Below are 17,757 nucleotides of genomic sequence, written 5' to 3'. Positions count from 1 at the left end.
CGTCAGAGCTTGGCGATGACCTCCTCGGCGAAGCGCTCCATGGTGGCGATCTTGAGCTCCAGCGTCCCTTCCCCGTACCGGGCCTTCTCCTCGGGGGTGGCCAGCCACCACGGCGCGGCCATGGTCGCGGTCACGCCCTTGGCGGCGAAGTGGCGGTACGTGTCGGCGTCCGGCAGCACCGCGAGCGGCGCCACGATGTCGAAGGGCTCGGTCCTGCCGCTCTCGGAAAGGTGCTGCCGCAGCGTGTCGAGCACGGTGTCGAGCTGCTCCTCCGTGTAGATCCGGTTCCCGATCCACCCGTCACCCAGCCGGGCCGCCCGCCGCAGCGCGGCGTCGCTGTCGCCGCCCACGTAGACGGGGATCGGCCGGGCCGGGGTGGGGGAGATCGACAGCTCGGGGAGGCCGTCCAGCGTGACCGTCTCGCCGGCCCAGAGGGAGCGGAGGACGGGGAGCATGGCGTCCAGGCGCCGTCCACGCGTGTGGAAGTCCTGCCCCGTGCCGACGAACTCCTCCTTGCACCACCCCACGCCCACCCCGAACGTCACCCGGTCCCGCGACAGCACCGCCGCCGTGGACACCTGCTTGGCCACGGTGAACAGGTCGCGGGCCGGCGCGATGTAGACGTTCGGGGAGAAGCGGAGCGAGGTGGTGACCGCGGCCATGGCGCCGATCGTGACCCACGCGTCCGGCCAGTGCGTACGCGCGTCCCAGCGCGGCCGCCCCGACCGCGAGTACGGGTAAGGAGTGGCGAAGTCGGCGTAGAACAGGTGGTCCGACAGCGTCAGCGTGTCGAACCCGCACCGCTCGGCCGCTCGCGCCAGCTCGAGGAACTGGTCGGTGTCGACGAACGAGGCCCCCAGCCAGAACCTCATGGGAACTCCGGGATGACCTTGGTGGCGAACAGCTCCAGGTTCCGCTTGACCGTGTCCAGCGGCAGCACGCCCTGCTGCCCCTGCATGTAGAGGCCGAACCACTCCAGGTCGGGCATCCGGTCGAGCATCCGCTGGATGCCGCGCTTGACGTCGTCAGGGGTGCCGAACAGCGCCATCTCCACGTCGTTCATGCGCTTGGCGTCGCCCTTCTCCGGGGAGATGGGCTTGTGCTTCTCGTCCTCCTTCTTCCGCAGCACCTCCAGGTAGCCGAACGGCCCGAAGAAGGCGGCGAAGTCCTTGGGGATGCTGCGGCCGAAGGTGTTGATGGCCTCCTCGGTGGTGTCCGCGATGCCGACGATCTTGAGGATGCCGGTGTGCTCGCCCAGCTTGTAGTGGCGGCCCTGCTTGGCGGACTCCTCCTGGTACAGCTTGGCCTTGGCCGCGTGGTCGTCCGGGTTGGGGGTGAACATCCACGGCAGGATGTCCTCCTGGGCGGCCCTGATGACCGACCGGTCCGAGATCGTGAACGGCTGCCACAGCTCCGGGTGGGGATTCTGGTACGGCCTGGGGCAGACGGAGACGGCCTGCACCTTCCCATCCTCGGAGAGCTCGCCCGGCGCGCCGAACGTCCGGGTCCACTCCAGCGCCGGCCACCCCTCGATGCCCTCAAACGGATAAGGCACCTGATAGTCCAGCACGTCCGACTTGTAGCGCAGCGTCTCCTGCGTCCACGCCATCTTCATGATCTTCAGCACCTCGCCGAAGACGTCGAAGTTCCGCGTGTCGGAGGCCGACCCGTCCGAACGCGCGGCTGCCGCGTGCCAGCGCTGGCCCAGCACGTTCATCCACCGGTTCTGGTAGCCGCGCGCCACCCCCAGCCGCAGCCGCCCCTTGCAGAACTGGTCGAGCAGGGCCACGTCCTCGGCCGCCCTGATCGGGTCCCAGGCGGGCAGCACCAGGCCGAGCGGCGCGAGCAGGATCCGCTCGGTCCTGGCGGCGAGGTCGGTGAGGAACATCAGCGGGTTGACCGAGAACTCCATGCCCTCCGAATGGAAGTGGTGCTCGGTCATCATCAGCGCGTCGAAGCCGAGCTGGTCGGCGTGCACCGCTATCTCCCGCACCTCGTGCAGCAGCTTCTGGTACGACTCGGTGTCGCGCCCGATGGGCCGTCTGGCCTTCGCGTTCTCCTCGGCCGCGTACCCGGAGCCGGGAATCTGCGGATTCAGGAAGATAGAAAACTTCACCGGGAACCTCTTTCCGCGGAACGGTCTTCTGCAAGGTACTCTGGAAATCTTAACCGAGCAATCGCTTGGTTAACGAGAAGGAGATCGCATGAGGCTCGGGGTCACGATGTTCGTCACGGATCTGGCCATGCCGGTCCAGGACCTCGCCAGGGCGGCGGAGGAGCGCGGCTTCGACTCCCTCTACGTGCCGGAGCACACCCACATCCCGGTCTCGCGCCGTACCCCTCCCGCGACGGGCCAGGACGAACTGCCCGAGGAGTACAAGCGCACGCTCGACCCGCTCGTGGCCCTCTCCTTCGCCGCCGCCTCGACGCAGCGGCTGCGCGTCGGGACCGGTGTCCTGCTCGCCGCCCAGCGCGACCCCATCGTGACCGCCAAGGCCGTCGCCACGCTCGACCACCTGTCGGGCGGCCGGGTCGTGGTCGGGGTCGGCTTCGGCTGGAACGTCGAGGAGATCGAGAACCACGGCGTCCCGTACGGCCGCCGCCGCGAGGTGGCCAGGCGGAACGTGCTCGCCATGCAGGCGCTGTGGCGGGACGAGGTGGCCTCGTTCGACGGGTTCGAGCCGTCCTGGTCCTGGCCCAAGCCGCGCAGCGGGCCACCGGTGTACGTGGGCGGCGCCGCGGGGCCGAAGCTGTTCGCCCAGGTCGCCGAGTACGCCGAGGGCTGGATGCCGATCGGCGGCAAGGGCATCAGGGCGGCGCTGCCGATGCTGCGCGAGGCGTGCGAGAAGGCGGGCCGGCCGATGGCCAAGGTGATCCCGTTCGGGACGATGCCGACCAGGGAGAAGCTCGACTACTTCGCCGAGCTGGGCATCGAGGAGGCGGTGGCCACGCTCCCCAGCGGCCCTGCGAGCACAGTGCTGCCGATCCTCGATGATTATGCGAGGCTGATCGAAACCCCGGCATAATCGAAAGATATGTCCGCACTCCGAGCCGATGACCCGAGACAGCTGGGGGAGTATCGGTTGTCGCGCAGGCTCGGCCAGGGCGGTCAGGGCGTCGTCTACCTCGGCCACTCCGAGCAGGGCGCCCAGGTCGCGGTCAAGCTGCTGCACGCGAGCCTGTCCGGCGATCCGGACGTGCGGCGCAGGTTCCTGGGAGAGGTCGAGGCGGTACGCCGGGTGGCCGCGTTCTGCACGGCCCAGCTGCTCGACGCCGACCTCGAAGGCGACCGCCCGTACCTGGTCAGCGAGTACGTCGAGGGCCCCTCGCTGCTGGAGCACGTCGTCGCCAAGGGGCCGCGGCTGGGCGGCTCGCTCGAGCGGCTGGCCATCGGCACCGCCACCGCCCTCGGGGCCATCCACCGGGCCGGCGTCGTGCATCGCGACTTCAAGCCGCAGAACGTGCTGCTCGGGATCGACGGGCCGCGAGTGATCGACTTCGGCGTGGCCCGGCTCATGGACACCGCGGCCACGACCGCCGCGGTGCCCGTCGGCACCCCGGCGTACCTCGCGCCCGAGCGCATCAAAGGTGAGCTCGCCGGGCCGCCCGCCGACCTGTGGGCCTGGGGGCTGACCGTCGTCTACACCGCCACGGGGCGGCACGCGTACAAGGCGGACACCTACCAGGAGGTCCTGGCGAGGATCCTGTACGGCAAGCCGGACCTCGGCACGCTGACCGGGCGGCTGCGGGAGATCGTGGAGTCCTGCCTGGCGCCGGAGCCGGGGGACCGGCCCGACGCGGAGGAGGTGCTGCGGCGGCTGCTTGGGCAGGCGGCGGGCGGCGACGTGCTGTCGTCGGGCGCACAGGCCGCCGTCGGCGCCACCCGCTCCGCGCAGCCTCCGGCCGCTGGCGATCCCGCCACGGCCGGGCTGCGGCTGGTCATGGAGAGCGCGCCGCCCGGCGACTCCGGGCGGATCATGGACCCCGACCCCACCACGAGCTTCCCCGCCGTCGCACGCGACACCGCCACGGAGCGCCCGGCGCGCAGGCGGGTGTGGCCCTGGCAGCTGGGCGTGGCGGCGATCGGGGTGGCCATGGCGGTGGCCGGGTTCGTGTTCTGGCTGCGCGGAGCGGAGGGGCCGGGGCTGGAAGGCACGTGGACGGGCTCCGCCGAGCACTTCACCGCACACCGGGTCTTCCCCGTGGAGCTGCGCATGGGCGCCGACGGCGGGACGATGCGGTGGGGAGCGGACCTGCACTGCTCCGGGCGGCTCGCGCGCAGCGGGCGCGGTGCGGTCTTCACCCTCGATCAGGTCATGGGGAGCGAGTGCTATCCGGGAACGCTGCGGATGTTCCCGATGTCCGACTCGAACCGGATGGCCATCAAGGTGACGCGCCAAGGTAAGGACGAAGTGACGTATTCGGGCACGGTCGCACGAGCTTCTTGACCAGCTGTGTCACGGTCAGGCGGCGATTGCCGTGCGCACCGTTGACTGAAGGCGGCCCGTTGCTTTCAGTAGAGAGCAGGAAGGGTGGCGGCGAGGGGAGGCGCCCGTGCCAACGGCGCAGCCGCTCAGAACGGGGGACCCCCAGCGACTCGGTGAGTACGACCTCTCCGGACGGCTGGGCGAGGGCGGACAGGGCACGGTGTTCCTCGGTTCGCGGGGCGGGGAGACGTACGCGGTCAAGCTGCTGCACGGGCCCGTGGGTGACGAGCGGGCGGCGTTCCTGCGGGAGGTCGAGCTGGCCAAGCACGTGGCGAGGTTCTGCACGGCCCAGGTGGTCGACGCCGGATTCGACGAGGGCCGGGCGTACATCGTGAGCGAGTACGTCGACGGGCCCTCGCTGCACCGGGAGGTCGCGCTCACCGGGCCGCGCAGGGGCGGCGCGCTGGAGCGGCTCGCGGTCAGCACGGCCACCGCGCTGGCGGCGATCCACCGGGCGGGGATCGTCCACCGGGACTTCAAGCCCCAGAACGTGCTGCTCGGGTCCGACGGGCCGCGCGTGATCGACTTCGGCCTGGCCAGGGCGCTGGACGCGGCGGCCACGGTGAGCGGGCGGGGGGTGGGCACGCCCGCGTACATGGCGCCCGAGCAGATCACCGCGTCGGCCGTCACGGGGGCGGCGGACGTGTTCTCGTGGGGCGCCACCATGTGCTTCGCGGCCAACGCCACGGCGCCGTTCGGACAGGACTCGGTGGCGCCGGTGCTGCACCGCATCCTGACCGCGCCGCCCGAGCTGGGACGCCTGGACGGGCGGCTGCGCACGCTGGTCGACGCGTGCCTGGACAAGGACGCGCGGAACCGGCCCACCAGCAGGGACCTGCTGTTCGAGTTGCTGGGCGACGGGGCCGAGGTGCCGGCCGAGGTGCTGAGCTCGCCCCCGCCGCACATCCTGCGGGCCACTCCGCCGCTGGTGCCCGAGCAGCGCTCGGCGCCCTCCGGGCCCCGTACGCCCGTCGCCCAGCCCGAGGCCACGGGGACGCCCGGCGGCTACCGGTTACCGGACACCCGGGAGAGCAGCGGCTCGATGGAGCCGGTGACCTATGGGAACGCCCCGTCGGCGCCGAGGCGCGGCTGGCCGAGGGCGGTCATCGCGGTCTGCGCGGCCCTGTGCGTCACGGCCGCCGTCCTGCTCACCACCCTCCTCCCCGCCGTGAACAAGGACCCCGAGGTCCAGCCGTCCCAGGCGGCCGGCCCGTCGGTCCCCCCGCACTCGGACCCGGTGAAATCCCGTTCCCCGGCCGGCCGGTCGTCCCCGGCCGCGCCGGAGAAGACGCAGGAGCGCGATCCCGCCGGCTCATCGGTGGCGCACCCGGTCACCGTCCCGGTCCCGTCCTTGACGGGAATGGACAAGAGTGCGGCGGCGAAGGCGCTGAAACGGGCCGGGCTCGTCCTGGGCGCCGTCACCCAGCTCGACTCGCCCCAGAAGATCGGCCAGGTCCTGGCCGCCGAGCCCGCCCCGGGCACGGCGGTGGCCAAGGGCAGCACGGTCTCCTTGCAGGTGTCGGCGGGGCTGCCGGTGCCCGCGGTCACGAGGCTGCAGCTCAAGGCCGCCGAGTCCCGCCTGACCGGCGCGGGCCTGGCGGTCGGCGCCGTCACCCGCTCCTGCACCGACCAGCCGGACGGCCAGGTGCTCTCCACGCAGCCCACGGCGGGCAGCCGCGTCACGGGCGGCACTCCGGTGGCGCTCACGGTGGCCCGCAACGGCGTCCCGGTGCCCTCGGTCGTCGGCCGGTCCCTGGAGGACGCGCGGGCGGCGCTGACCGCGGCGGGCTTCTCGGTACGGTCGAGGGGACAGGTGGTGGACGACGAGTCCCGGGTGGGCACGGTCCTCAGCCAGACCGTCCAGCCGGGCACGTGCGCCGCGCCGGGCAGCGCCGTCGTGATCGTGTTCGGCCTGGCGGCCCAGTCAGGTCCCGACCCCAACGAGCCTCAGGAGACCCCGACGGGCACGATCGCCGGCGAGTGACGTCATCGCGCTTCGAGCGTGACGGTCTCGCCGTGCAGCCGTGACCTCTCGGCGGCCCAGGCGATGAGATGGCTGTGCAGGCTGGCCCTCGGCGAGGAGAGGATCGAGGAGCGGTCCCTGGTGGCGACCGCGGCCAGGAACGCGTCCACCAGCCCTGCGTCGCCGCCGCCGTGGCCGCCACCCGCTGTCGCGTGCTTATGGTCGCGGCCGCTTCGGGGCTCGTTGGCTCGTCCCTCGCTCTCTCCCCCCGAGCTCCTCCGCTCCGGGCCCGTGGGACGGGTTTCGACGATCTCGGCGCGGCCGGTGACGAAGTCGTGGACGGTCAGCCGCTCGCCGTCCCCCTCGATCGACCCTCGCGTGCCGAAGATCCGCGTCTGCCGGTGGATTGACGGGGTGAAGGCGGTCATGGTGAACGACGCGGTCGTGCCGCCCTCGAACTCCATGTTCACGACCTGGTGGTCGACCACGTCGTTGTCGCAGGCGTACACGCATCTGCCGTACGGGCCCGTCCTGAGCGCCTCCAGCACGCCCGCCTCGGAGACGTCCTCGGTGAGCACCGACAGCGGCCACACCTCGCGTCCGGCCAGCGGGAGATAGATGCGCCTGGCCGAGTACGGGCACGCCGCCTCGACCGGGCAGTCCAGGCAGCGGTCGGCCGCGCCCTCCGGGCGGTTCTCCGGGCGGAAGTGCTTGAGCCCGCCGAACGACGACACGCGCGTGACCTGCCTGCCCGTGAGGTACACCAGCCAGTCGAGGTCATGGCAGGACTTGGCGAGCAGCATGAACGTGGACTCGTCGGCCCGCCGCCAGTTGCCCCGCACGTACGAGTGCGCCTGGTGCCACCAGCCGACCGGCTCCAGGTGCTGGATGCTGACGATCTCCCCGATCCTGCCCTCGTCCAGCAGCCTCTTCAGCGCCCGCGTGTACGGCGTGTACCGCAGCACGTGGCAGACGGCGAAGACGGCGTCGGAGCGTTCGGCCGCCGCCACGATGCTCCGGCAGTCCTCCTCGGAGACCGCCATCGGCTTCTCCAGCAGGATGTCGTAGCCCAGCTCGGCGAGGCGCACCGCGGGCTCGACGTGGTCCCTGTCCTGGGTGGCGATGATCACCGCGTCCGCCAGGCGGGGCTGCGCGGCCAGCTCGCGCCAGTCCGTGTACTGCGCCGCCCCGGGGAACCTGTCGCGGCGGGCGTCCAGCGGATCGGCCACCGCGACCACCCGCGCCTGGCCGCTCTCGACGGCGTGGCGGGCGTACGAGGCCCCCCGCGAACCCGCGCCCACGACGGCGAGCGTGACCATTGCGCCTCCACATATGGAACCAGTTAACGTATGTCGGGCCGATGCTAGGATCCTGGCTGTTCTTCGTCAACATTGAGTTATGGGGAAGGGTCTCATAAGTGACGGAGCTCCGCCCGGGTGACGCCTCGCTGCTGCGCAAGGTGAACACCCAGCTCACGCTGAGTGCCCTGCGCCGCGAGGGCGTGGCCACGCTGACCCGGCTCGGCCGCGTCACCGGCCTGTCCAGGCAGACGGTGGAGACGGTCCTCGACGAGCTGGGCGAGCGCGGCTACGTCAGAGAGGTGCCGCCGGACGAGGGCGCGATGGGCCGGCCCGCGCGGCGGTTCGGGTTCCGCGCGGACGCCGGTTACGTGATGGGCGTGGAGGTCGGCGGCGACGCGATCGTGGCCGCGCTGGCCGATCTCAACGGCGAGGTGATCGCCTGGGAGCGGGCCGCCGTCCCCGGCGACGCCGCGGCCCACGAGCGGCTGGAGGCGGCCCGGCGTACGTCGCTGGCCTGCGTGGACGGCGCGGGCATCGCGCACAGGCGGGTGTGGGCGGTGGCCGCGGGCACCCCGGGCATCGTGGACCGCACCGGGCGGGTGTCGCTGTCGATCACGTTGCCCGGCTGGACGGGCGTGGACCTGGCCGGGCTGGCCGGGCGCTGGTTCGGCGGCGCCGCGCTGGCGGCCAACGACGCCAACCTCGCCGCGCTCGCGGAGCACTGGCGCGGCAGCGCGCAGCACGCCTCCGACGTCGTGTACGTGCTCATCGGCCACCGGGCGGGCGCGGGCATCCTGATCGGCGGCCGGCTGCATCAGGGGCGCAACGGGGCGGCGGGCGAGATCGGCACGCTGCGCCAGGTCGGCTGGGAGGACGCCGCCCGCGAGCTGGTCAAGGACGGCCCGGAGTTCGCCACCGCGGCGGAGGTGTTCGAGGCGGCGCTGGCGGGTGATCGCGACGCCGTGCGGCGGGTCGACCGCTACGCCGAGAACCTGGCGATCGGCGCCTCCGCGCTGGCTCTGGCCGTCGACCCCGATCTGCTGGTGCTCGGCGGCGGCCACGCGCGCGCCGGCGACGTGCTGCTCGAGCCGCTCCGCCGCCACCTCGCCGAGCTCTGCGTGAGCGTGCCGGAGGTGGTGGCGTCCACGTTCGGGGACGAGGCCGTGGCGCTGGGCGCGGTACGCCTCGCGCTCGACCACGTGGAACGCCAGGTACTCGGGCTCTAGAAGGCTCTAGAAGCCCCGACAGGCCTCCAGCAGCACGTCGCGGACCTCGTCCTCGGGCAGGTCCGTCGTCCTGACCGCGCCCCACTGCAGCGCGCCGAGCAGGGCCCAGCTCTTGAGCCGGGTCGTCGGGTCGGGGTCGTCGCCGGCGAGCCTGGCGAAGATCTCGTCACGGAAGGACCTGACCGTCGCGCGCTCCGAGTCCGGCGAGCCGGGGTCCTCGGCGGCCAGATCCTCCATGAACAGGCGGATCACCGAGCGGTAGCGCACCGCGAACGTCACCAGCGCCTCGACGAACGCCTCCCTGTCGGGGAAGTCGGTCCCGAGCAGCGCCAGCATGTCGTCGGCCGCCGGGGCGAGCAGCTCGTAGGCCAGGCGGTCCTTGGGGTGGAAGTGGTAGGCGACGGCGGTCTTGGTCAGCCCCACGGCCGCGGCGATGTCGGCCAGGGAGGTGCCCGCGTAACCGCGCTCGGCGAACAGCTGCCTGGCCGCGGCCAGGATCCGGCTCCGGGTGTCGTCGGGTGTGGTCATCGTCTCATTTCCGGTGTGATCCATCCCCGTCGGATATTTCCTGCTTTATCGTAGTCCTGTACGACCGTACAGGACGGCCGTCGAAAGGGACTTCAGGCGATGACGCGGTTTCTTGGGCGGCTGGGCGGCTGGTGCGCGCGGCACGGCCGGTTGGTGCTGGCGACATGGGTGGTCGTGGCGGCGGCGCTGATGGGCGGGAGCCTCGTGCTCGGCAGCCCGGTCAGCAACGACGTGTCGATCCCCGGCACGGACACGCAGCGGGCGCACGATCTCATGAAGAGCGGCTTCGGGCCGGGCTACGATCCCGGCGGCACGGTGCAGCTCGTCCTGTACTCCGCCGACGGGCCCCTCATCGACAAGCGGCGCAAGCAGGCCGTGGAGGACGCCCTGGCGCGGCTGCGGGCCGTGCCGCACGTCGTGCAGGTGGACACGCCGTTCCGGCGTGGCGGCATCGCCTCCAACCTGCAGATCGGGCTCATCGCCATCCGCATGCAGGGTCACGACAGCACCAAGCCCGCCGAGAACACGCGCGCCCTGTCGAAGGCGGCGGACCCGGCGCGGGCCGCCGGGATCGAGGTGGTGGCGGCCGACAGCTCCACGCCCGCCGACAAGGAGATCAAGACCGGGCCCAGCGAGATCATCGGCGTGGTGTGCGCGCTGCTGGTGCTGGTGTTCGCGTTCGGGACGCTGGTGGCGGCAATGGTGCCGATCTTCACGGCCCTGGTCAGCGTCGCCTCGGGGCTCGGCGTGATCGGGCTGCTCGGGCACGTGCTGGACGTGCCCAAGCAGGCGGGCATCATGGCCACGATGATCGGCCTGGGTGTGGGCATCGACTACGCGCTGTTCCTGCTGTCCAGGCACCGGCGGCTGCTCGCTGACGGGGTGCCGGTCATGGAGTCCGTACGGCGTACCGTGGCGAGCTCGGGCGGGGCCGTGGTGTTCGCGGGCGGCACGGTGATGATCGCGCTGAGCGCGCTCATGCTGGGCGGGTTCCCGCTGCTGGCGACGCTCGGCTGGATCACCGGCATCTCCGTCATCGCCGCCGTGCTGACCTCGGTCACGCTCGTCCCCGCCCTGCTCGGGCTGCTCGGCCACCGGGTCAACGCGCTCAAGGTGCCTTTCCTGCGCGGTGGCGGCTCGTCGGGCACCGGATGGGCGGGCCTGGGATCCTGGGTGGCGCGCCGGCCGTGGCGGGTGCTGCTCGGCAGCGTGGTGGTGCTGGGCCTGCTCGCGGCCCCGGCGCTCGCGCTGAAGCTCGGGCCGCTCGACGACGGGTACGGCACGCAGGGCTCGGAGCCCAGGCGCGCCTACGAGCTGATAGCCACCGGCTTCGGCCCCGGCGCCAACGGCGCGCTGATCGTGGTCGCCGAGCTGCCCTCCCAGGTGGCCGACCCTAAGGACCCCGTCGTGGACCAGGTCACCCGCGAGGTGCAGGACGTCGACGGCGTCGCGCACGTGGCCACTCCCAAGGTCAACTCCTCGGGCCGCTCGATCCTGCTGCAGGTCGTCACCGACTACGCCCCCAGCGACACGCGGGCGGCCGACGTGGTCAAGGACATCAGGGCCATCTCGCTGCCCGGGGTGAGCGTGCACGTGGGCGGCAAGGTGGCGGCCATGGCTGACTCGGGCACCCGGATGTCGGAGCGCACCCCGCTGGTCATCGGCGTGGTGGTGCTGCTGAGCGCCCTGCTCCTGCTGCTCGCCTTCCGCGCTCCCGTCGTCGCGGTGAAGGCCGCGGTGATGAACCTGATCTCGCTCGGCGCCGCCTTCGGCGCGCTGGCCCTGGTGTTCTCGATCGGCCTGGGCAGCGCCCTGGTCGGCATGGACGCACCCGCGGGCTCCCACGCCCTGCGGACGCTCTTCTTCTCGGTGCCGATCGAGAGCTATGTGCCGCTGATGCTGTTCGCGGTGCTGTTCGGGCTGTCGATGGACTACGAGGTGTTCCTGCTGACGGCGGTGCGGCAGGCGTACCAGCGGCACGGGGACAACGCACGGGCCGTGGCGGAGGGGCTCGGCTCGACGGGGCGGGTCATCACCTCGGCCGCCCTGATCATGGTGGCCGTGTTCGCGGCGTTCATCGCGTACCCGGACCCGATGGTGAAGACGTTCGGAGTGGGGCTGGCGGTGGCCATCGCGGTGGACGCCACGATCATCAGAGGGTTCCTGGTGCCGGCGACGATGGTGCTGCTGGGCCGGCTCAACTGGTGGTGCCCGCGCTGGCTGGACCGCCTGCTGCCGAACCTCTCGGTGGAGGGCCACGAGGAGGAGGGCGGCCCGGAGTCTCGGCGTCCGGAGCCGGTCGAACTGGGGGTCTAGTCGGCGTCGACGAGGTCGCAGGCGGCGACCCAGCCGGCCGCGCCGGTGGTCGCGTTGCGGCCGTGGTGCCACAGGACGCTGTCGAACCATGCGCAGCGGTACGGCTCGCGCTCCTCCGACCGGTCCGACACGAAGCCCTCGCCCGGATTGCCGAGGCCGACGCGGGGGGAGCCGGCCGTGGGCTCGCTCCAGATGATCACGCCCTGGCCGGCGAAGTCGTACAGGCTGGCGGCCCGCGCGGCCTGGGCCGGCGCCAGGCCGGTCAGGGCCGCGAGCAGGGTGGCCGTGGTGGCCCGCCGGATCCGCACCTCGCGTCTCCTCTCCGAGATCGTCAGTCACTCAGAGTAGTGCCGGGGGCTGCCGTCGTGGTGGACCGCCGAGTGCGACGTGTCAGTTCTCGACCGGGAGGAGGCCGCGTTCGGCGAAGACCTTCTTGGCCACGAAGGTCGCGTTCAGCGCCCGCGGCATGCCGCAGTAGCCGGCGGCGTGCAGGAACGCCTCGACGATCTGGGCCGGGGTGATCCCGACGTTGAGTGCGGCGTTGACGTGCACCTCCAGTTGGGGTTCGCAGCCGCCCAGGGCCGTCAGCATGCCCAGGGTGATCAGCTGCCGGTCGCGGGGCGGCAGCGTGGGGCGGGAGTAGATCTCGCCGAAGCCCCAGGCGACCACCTGGTGGGCGAGCTCGGGTGAGATGTCCGCGAGCGAGTCGATCACCCGCTGCCCCGCCTCGCCGTCGATCTGCCTGAGCACCGCCAGGCCCTGCTCGTACTTCTCTTCTCGTGTGGTCATGTGATCCACGCTAGGTGTTGGAGTGCGCTCTAACGCAAACCCGGTCAGAACGTGATGACCGTACGGGCGACCGAGCCCTCCCGCACGTGGGCCACCGCCGCGTTGATCTGGTCGAGCGGCAGGCGTTCCGAGATGAGGCCGTCGAGGTCGAGGCGGCCGCTCAGGTACTGGTCGGCCAGCATGGGCAGGTCGCGGTGGGGCGCGGCGTCGCCGCCCTGGGTGCCCATGAGTCGGCGCGAGGCGAACAGCAGGCCGGGGTCCAGTTCCACCGGCCTGCCCTGCGGCGGGCTGCCGACCATGACCGTGGTGCCGCCGGAGCGGGTCGCGGCGAAGGCGCTCGACAGGACGCCGGGGGCGCCCGTCGCGTCGAAGGCGTAGTCGACGCCGCCCTTCACCACCTCGTCCACCTGGCGGGGCAGGTCGTCCGCGAGGATCGTGTGGGTGGCGCCGAAGCGTTCGGCCAGCTTGAGCTTCTGCTCCGCCACGTCGGCGGCCACGATGGTGGTGGCGCCCGCGAGCACCGCGCCCTGGATGACGTTGAGCCCCACTCCGCCGCAGCCCACGACGAGGACGGCGGCGCCGGGCGGGACGTCGGCGACGTTCAGCACCGCGCCGACGCCGGTGACGACGCCGCATGCCAGCAGGCACAGGGCGTCCAGCGCCGCATCCTTCGTGACCTTGACGCACATGGTCTCGGCGACGACGGCGTACTCGGCGAACGACCCGATGCCGATGAACCGGCGCGTCTCCTCCCCGTCCAGCGTGATCCTGGGAGCTCCGCCCATGACCGCCTGCAGCCTGGCGGGACCCGAGCACAGGTGGAACCGGCCCGCCCCACAGGAGCGGCACCGCCCGCAGGGGCCGTTCATCGAGATGATGACGTGGTCGCCGGGCCGCACGCCGGTGACGCCCACGCCGACGCTCTCCACCACGCCCGCGCTCTCGTGCCCGAGGATGAACGGCAACCTGCTCACCACGGGACTCTTGCCGTCGATGGCCTTCAGGTCTGAACCGCACACACCGGACGCCTTGATCCGGACGCGGACCTCGCCGGGGCCGGGGTCGGCGATCTCGACCTCGCGGATCTCCATGGGGGCGTGGAACCTGGTCAGCACGGCCGCGCGCATCAGCATGCGCCCCACGGTAACCCGGCCCCATGATTGCGAGCAAGCGGTTGCTCGGTAGCGCTCGTTGAGACTCCGGTAGTGGCGGCGGCCGCCACGCTCCCACGTCGGGCAGCACCGGCTGGTCGAGCTCCCTTGAAACGCGGAAACCCTGGCATGCGGCCTGCTTTGACACGGTCGAAGAACGCGCGGAACGCCTTGTCCAGCCTGCGGAGCGTGGCCTGTTGGGAGGAGAACGACCACCGGCCCTGACCGTCGGGGTCGTCCGCGCGGATGTGCTTCAACTCCGCCGACTGCTCGCCGTACCGCACCGTCACCCCGGCCTGGCGGTAGGCCGTACGACGGTGTTCGAGAGCGGCGTTGTACAGCTCCCGATGGTCTTCCAGGCACTGCGTGAGCGCGGCGGCCTGCTTGCTGGTGGGGCGCAGCAAGAACTTGAACGACCTGCGCACACCCACCCCCCAACGTTCGGTAACCAGAACACCACGGTATCGGCTGGCACCGACAAACCCGGAAAGAAATCTTTGATGCGCAGACCTGGCAGGCCAGGACACGATCGGGCGTTGGCGGGCCCTTTCGCTCCAGATTCCCCCGTCGTTTAAAGGCGACGGTCCCCTCAGGAGACTCCGATGGACGCCTGCCACCGGATCGTCGTGCTCGACCTCGGCAAGGTGATCGCCACCGGCACGCCGGGCGAGATCAGGGAGGATCCGGTCGTCCGGGCCGCCTACCTAGGATGAATGGCGCTCGGTGAACGACAGGATGCGGCGCCAGGCGTCCTGGCAGGCATCCGCCCACTCGGCATACGAGCGGTCGAAGAACGAGTGGGGCGCGCCGTCGTAGACGACCTTCTCGTGCTCCGTGCCGACCCGGTCGAGCGCGGCCTCGAACGACGCGAACTGCTCGGGCGTGGTGGCCGTGTCCGCGCCGGCCAGCAGCATCAGGAGGGGCGCGCCGGGCCCGGTCCTCGGCTCGTCGATGGCGCGCAGCGCGCCGTAGAAGCCGATGCCGCCCGCCAGGCCGTTGCCCTCGTACGCCTGCCGCCACGACTGGGCGCCGCCCATGCAGAAGCCGACCGTGAACACCGGGCCGTCCAGGGCCTCGGTGGCCGCCCTCGCGTCGGCCCGCACGTGGTCGCTGTGGAGCTGCTTGACGTGCGTCATGAAGTCGAACTCGTCGCCCCGGTCGCCCAGCCCGGCCGTGCGGCCGAAGTAGTCGATCGCGATCGTACGGAAGCCCGCCTCGGCGAAGCGCACGGCGAGGTCGCGGTAGTACGGGTGCAGCCCGCGCACGTCGGGCAGGATCACCACGCTGCGCCCGTTCGGCTCGGCGGGCTCGGCCCGGTAGGCGAGGAACCGGTTGCCGTCGGCGGCGGTCAGCTCTGTCTGCCCATGAGAGGCCACCTCGCCCTGGATCGGCGGGGCGGGCGGCCGGCTGTCGGTGGAATGGCACATGAGGGCAGCATGCCCGCCACGACCCCGGCTATCCAGGTACTCGCAGTGGCAGGCTGCACGTGTCCCGGCCCGGCAGACTTGTCCCCATGAACCGGGAACTCGGGGCATTTCTCCAGGCCCGCAGGAACGAGGTCACGCCCGAGGACGTGGGGCTCGCGAGCGGGCCGCGCAGGCGGGTGCGGGGGCTGCGCCGCGAGGAGCTGGCCGAGCTGGCGGGCATCAGCGTCGAATACCTCGTACGCCTCGAGCAGGGGCGGACCTCCCAGCCGTCCACGTCCGTGATCGAGTCGCTGGCCACGGCGCTGGACCTGAGCGAGGCCGAGCGGGCGCACCTGTTCGACCTGGCCGCGCCGCGGCCCCGCAGGTCGCGGCCGTCCGGCGGGGCGCGGCGCGAGCTGGCGCAGCTCATGGAGCGGATGACGGACATCCCGGCCCTCCACACCGACCACCGGCTCGACCTGCTCGCCTGGAACCGGCTGGCCGCCGCCCTCTTCCCCGGCCTCTGCCACCCCGGTGCCAACCTGGCCAGATACAACTTCCTCTCCGAACCCGGCATCTACGCGGACCGCGAGGAGGTGCTCCGGGCCACGGTCGGGCAGCTCCGCCTCGCCACCGGGCGCCATCCCGACGACCCCGCGCTGACCGCCCTGATCGGCGAGCTGTCGGTACACAGCCGGCGCTTCCGCACGCTGTGGGCCGGCCGCGTCGTCAAGGAGCGCGCCAACGGGGTCAAGCGGTTCACGCATCCGGTGGTGGGCGAGCTGGTGCTGCGTTACGAGACGTTCGAGCTGCCGGGTGGGTCGGGGCAGCGGCTCATGCTGCTCCATCCCGAGCCGGGCGGCGCCAACGAGGAGTCGCTGCGGCTGCTCGCCTCGTGGTCTGCTTAGTAAGGGGTCGGCCTAGTACGTGGGAGCGGTGCGGAACGCCTCGATGAGGTGTGCCCGTACCCGCGCCACCGCGGGTCTGGCCAGCGCGCCTGAGCGGACGGCCAGGTAGCCGGTGTTGATGGGCGCCTCGTCGGGCTCGGCCAGCGTGACCAGCGTGCCCGCCGCCAGGTCGCGGCGGCACAGGTAGGCGGGCAGGACGGAGACGCCCATCCCGGCCCTGACGGCGCTGAGCACGCCGCGGAGGTCGGGAATGACGACCTGGGCCGCCATCGAGGGCCGCCGGCCGAACACTGTGCGCCAGTAGCGGCGCACGATGGGCAGGTCCTCGGCGTAGGCCACCAGCGGCACGCCCGCCAGCTCCCTCGGCCCGGTGCCGGGAAGCGCCAGGGAGGGGGCGGCGACCAGCAGGAACTCCTCGTCGTAGACGGGGTCCGCCTGCACGCCGCGCACCCGGGGCCGGATCGTGGAGAGCACCAGGTCCAGCCGCCCGGCCGCGAGGTCCGCAAGGAGGTCGTCAGAGAGCCCGAGCGTGGTCCGCAGCCGCAGCCCCGAGCGCACCAGCGGGGCGAGCATCGGCATCACCTCCTCGCACAGGAACTCGGCGGGCCCGCCCAGGTGCACGGCCGCGTCCGAGGGCAGCTCCGACTCCACCACCTCGTCCAGCGAGTCGAGCGAGGGCGCCACCCGGCGGGCCAGCTCGTCGGCGGCGGGCGTGGGCGCGACCCCGCGTGCCAGCCGGTCGAACAGCGGCCGGTCCAGCACCGACTCCAGCGCCTTGACCTGCGCGGTCACGGCCGGCTGCGACAGGCCGAGCGTCTGCGCGGCGGCCGTGAGGGACCCGGTCCTGTACACCGCGAGGAAGGTCCGCAGCAGGTCGAGCGAGAGAGGCGACATATCACTATTCTGATACCTCAAGCGCTGCTTCGTTATTTGTGGCTGATGGCTCCGCGGAGCGATGCTGAGAGGCATGAACAAGCGCATCCTGATAGCACTGACCAGCAATGACGACCTCGGTGGCGTCGAGCGGACCGGCTACTACGTGCCGGAGGCCGCCCACCCGTGGGAGATCTTCCGCAAGGCCGGCTACGAGGTGGACGTGGCCAGCGTGCGGGGCGGGCAGCCGCCCCAGGACGGGTTCGACTCGGCCGACCAGGCCCAGGTGGACTTCGTCGCCCTCGTCGAGCAGCAGGGCACCGGCCGCCTGGCCGACGCCGACCCCTCCCGCTACGACGCCGTGCTCTACGCCGGAGGCCACGGCACCATGTGGGACTTCCCTGACGATCCCGACGTCATCCGCGTCGGGCGCCAGGTCTACGAGGGGGGCGGCGTGGTGGCGGCGGTCTGCCACGGCCCGTCCGCGCTGGTGAACCTGACCCTGTCCGACGGCTCCTACCTGGTGTCGGGCAAGCGGGTGGCGGCGTTCACCAACGAGGAGGAGAAGCTGCGCGGCGTGGCGGACGTGGTGCCGTTCCTGCTGGCGGACAAACTGGTGGAGCGGGGCGCCCAGCACGAGCCGGGTGCGAACTGGCAGGCCCAGGTCGTGGTGGACGGCCGCCTCGCCACCGGCCAGAACCCGGCCAGCGCCACGCCCCTCGCGGAGCGCGTGCTCGAGGTGCTCGCCGAACGGCGGGGCTGAGGAGCGCAATCGCCGCCGGATGGCGGCTTGTGTGCCGCGGCGCGGG

18 protein-coding genes are annotated in these 17,757 nt (G+C 72.0%); 8 read left to right on the top strand and 10 right to left on the bottom strand.

Annotated features, from left to right (window positions below; genetic code table 11):
- Nucleotides 1-2: 2 nt before the first annotated feature.
- Nucleotides 3-872: a TIGR03619 family F420-dependent LLM class oxidoreductase gene (locus ABD830_RS11835; protein WP_344986706.1), complete on the bottom strand. Its 870-nt coding sequence runs from the start codon at nucleotides 870-872 to the stop codon at nucleotides 3-5.
- Entirely contained in the window at nucleotides 869-2,116 is a 1,248-nt protein-coding gene (locus ABD830_RS11830) for an LLM class flavin-dependent oxidoreductase (protein ID WP_344986704.1), read from the bottom strand. The genes ABD830_RS11835 and ABD830_RS11830 overlap by 4 nt, the downstream gene beginning before the upstream one ends.
- A gap of 88 nt (nucleotides 2,117-2,204) precedes the next feature.
- Between ABD830_RS11830 and ABD830_RS11825 the strand changes: the two genes are divergently transcribed.
- The 3 genes from ABD830_RS11825 to ABD830_RS11815 all read left to right on the top strand — a co-directional run bounded on the left by ABD830_RS11825 (nucleotide 2,205) and on the right by ABD830_RS11815 (nucleotide 6,471).
- Nucleotides 2,205-3,026, top strand: coding sequence for a TIGR03619 family F420-dependent LLM class oxidoreductase (locus ABD830_RS11825; RefSeq protein ID WP_344986702.1), 822 nt, complete (start codon nucleotides 2,205-2,207; stop codon nucleotides 3,024-3,026).
- 9 nt (nucleotides 3,027-3,035) lie between these two features.
- Nucleotides 3,036-4,448 (top strand): serine/threonine-protein kinase, encoded by a 1,413-nt coding sequence (locus ABD830_RS11820; protein WP_344986701.1) that lies wholly within the window; start codon nucleotides 3,036-3,038, stop codon nucleotides 4,446-4,448.
- Between the two features lie 106 nt (nucleotides 4,449-4,554).
- Nucleotides 4,555-6,471, top strand: coding sequence for a PASTA domain-containing protein (locus ABD830_RS11815; protein WP_344986700.1), 1,917 nt, complete (start codon nucleotides 4,555-4,557; stop codon nucleotides 6,469-6,471).
- Nucleotides 6,472-6,473: 2 nt separating this feature from the next.
- On the opposite strand, the gene ABD830_RS11810 is transcribed toward ABD830_RS11815, so the two are convergent.
- Nucleotides 6,474-7,769: a Gfo/Idh/MocA family protein gene (locus ABD830_RS11810; protein ID WP_344986699.1), complete on the bottom strand. Its 1,296-nt coding sequence runs from the start codon at nucleotides 7,767-7,769 to the stop codon at nucleotides 6,474-6,476.
- 98 nt (nucleotides 7,770-7,867) lie between these two features.
- Here ABD830_RS11810 and ABD830_RS11805 point away from each other — a divergent pair, with 98 nt between their 5' ends.
- Nucleotides 7,868-8,977, top strand: coding sequence for an ROK family transcriptional regulator (locus ABD830_RS11805; protein ID WP_344986698.1), 1,110 nt, complete (start codon nucleotides 7,868-7,870; stop codon nucleotides 8,975-8,977).
- A 6-nt stretch (nucleotides 8,978-8,983) separates the two neighbouring features.
- Here ABD830_RS11805 and ABD830_RS11800 read toward each other — a convergent pair whose 3' ends face one another.
- Entirely contained in the window at nucleotides 8,984-9,505 is a 522-nt protein-coding gene (locus ABD830_RS11800; RefSeq protein ID WP_344986697.1) for a TetR/AcrR family transcriptional regulator, read from the bottom strand.
- Between the two features lie 99 nt (nucleotides 9,506-9,604).
- Here ABD830_RS11800 and ABD830_RS11795 point away from each other — a divergent pair, with 99 nt between their 5' ends.
- Nucleotides 9,605-11,821 carry an MMPL family transporter gene (locus tag ABD830_RS11795; protein ID WP_344986696.1) on the top strand — a complete coding sequence of 739 codons (2,217 nt, stop codon included), beginning with the start codon at nucleotides 9,605-9,607 and terminating at the stop codon, nucleotides 11,819-11,821.
- Here the strand turns inward: ABD830_RS11795 and ABD830_RS11790 are convergent.
- From ABD830_RS11790 to ABD830_RS11775, 4 genes are all read right to left on the bottom strand, one after another.
- The gene (locus ABD830_RS11790; protein WP_344986695.1) at nucleotides 11,818-12,129 is read right to left on the bottom strand and encodes a hypothetical protein; all 312 of its coding nucleotides are present in this window, start codon (nucleotides 12,127-12,129) and stop codon (nucleotides 11,818-11,820) included. The two genes, ABD830_RS11795 and ABD830_RS11790, sit on opposite strands and share 4 nt — an antisense overlap.
- Before the next feature lie 82 nt (nucleotides 12,130-12,211).
- Nucleotides 12,212-12,610 carry a carboxymuconolactone decarboxylase family protein gene (locus tag ABD830_RS11785; RefSeq protein ID WP_344986694.1) on the bottom strand — a complete coding sequence of 133 codons (399 nt, stop codon included), beginning with the start codon at nucleotides 12,608-12,610 and terminating at the stop codon, nucleotides 12,212-12,214.
- 44 nt (nucleotides 12,611-12,654) lie between these two features.
- Nucleotides 12,655-13,743, bottom strand: a complete 1,089-nt coding sequence (locus ABD830_RS11780; RefSeq protein ID WP_344986693.1) for an alcohol dehydrogenase catalytic domain-containing protein — start codon at nucleotides 13,741-13,743, stop codon at nucleotides 12,655-12,657.
- Complete coding sequence (locus ABD830_RS11775) at nucleotides 13,737-14,192, bottom strand: helix-turn-helix domain-containing protein (protein WP_344986692.1); 456 nt, start codon at nucleotides 14,190-14,192, stop codon at nucleotides 13,737-13,739. The genes ABD830_RS11780 and ABD830_RS11775 overlap by 7 nt, the downstream gene beginning before the upstream one ends.
- Nucleotides 14,193-14,363: 171 nt before the next feature.
- On the opposite strand from ABD830_RS11775, the gene ABD830_RS11770 reads away from it, so the two are divergent.
- Complete coding sequence (locus tag ABD830_RS11770) at nucleotides 14,364-14,474, top strand: ABC transporter ATP-binding protein C-terminal domain-containing protein (RefSeq protein WP_378520698.1); 111 nt, start codon at nucleotides 14,364-14,366, stop codon at nucleotides 14,472-14,474.
- On the opposite strand, the gene ABD830_RS11765 is transcribed toward ABD830_RS11770, so the two are convergent.
- Nucleotides 14,466-15,188 carry a dienelactone hydrolase family protein gene (locus tag ABD830_RS11765; protein ID WP_344986691.1) on the bottom strand — a complete coding sequence of 241 codons (723 nt, stop codon included), beginning with the start codon at nucleotides 15,186-15,188 and terminating at the stop codon, nucleotides 14,466-14,468. The genes ABD830_RS11770 and ABD830_RS11765 overlap by 9 nt on opposite strands.
- 86 nt (nucleotides 15,189-15,274) lie before the next feature.
- Between ABD830_RS11765 and ABD830_RS11760 the strand changes: the two genes are divergently transcribed.
- Complete coding sequence (locus tag ABD830_RS11760) at nucleotides 15,275-16,075, top strand: helix-turn-helix transcriptional regulator (RefSeq protein ID WP_344986690.1); 801 nt, start codon at nucleotides 15,275-15,277, stop codon at nucleotides 16,073-16,075.
- Between the two features lie 12 nt (nucleotides 16,076-16,087).
- Here ABD830_RS11760 and ABD830_RS11755 read toward each other — a convergent pair whose 3' ends face one another.
- Complete coding sequence (locus ABD830_RS11755; protein ID WP_344986689.1) at nucleotides 16,088-16,969, bottom strand: LysR family transcriptional regulator; 882 nt, start codon at nucleotides 16,967-16,969, stop codon at nucleotides 16,088-16,090.
- Nucleotides 16,970-17,042: 73 nt separating this feature from the next.
- On the opposite strand from ABD830_RS11755, the gene ABD830_RS11750 reads away from it, so the two are divergent.
- Nucleotides 17,043-17,711 carry a type 1 glutamine amidotransferase domain-containing protein gene (locus ABD830_RS11750; RefSeq protein WP_344986688.1) on the top strand — a complete coding sequence of 223 codons (669 nt, stop codon included), beginning with the start codon at nucleotides 17,043-17,045 and terminating at the stop codon, nucleotides 17,709-17,711.
- Nucleotides 17,712-17,757: the final 46 nt, after the last annotated feature.

Source organism: Nonomuraea helvata (assembly GCF_039535785.1).
Classification (GTDB): domain Bacteria; phylum Actinomycetota; class Actinomycetes; order Streptosporangiales; family Streptosporangiaceae; genus Nonomuraea; species Nonomuraea helvata.
Note: the sequence above shows the minus strand (reverse complement) of the source record. Positions and strands in the feature narration are given on the sequence as shown.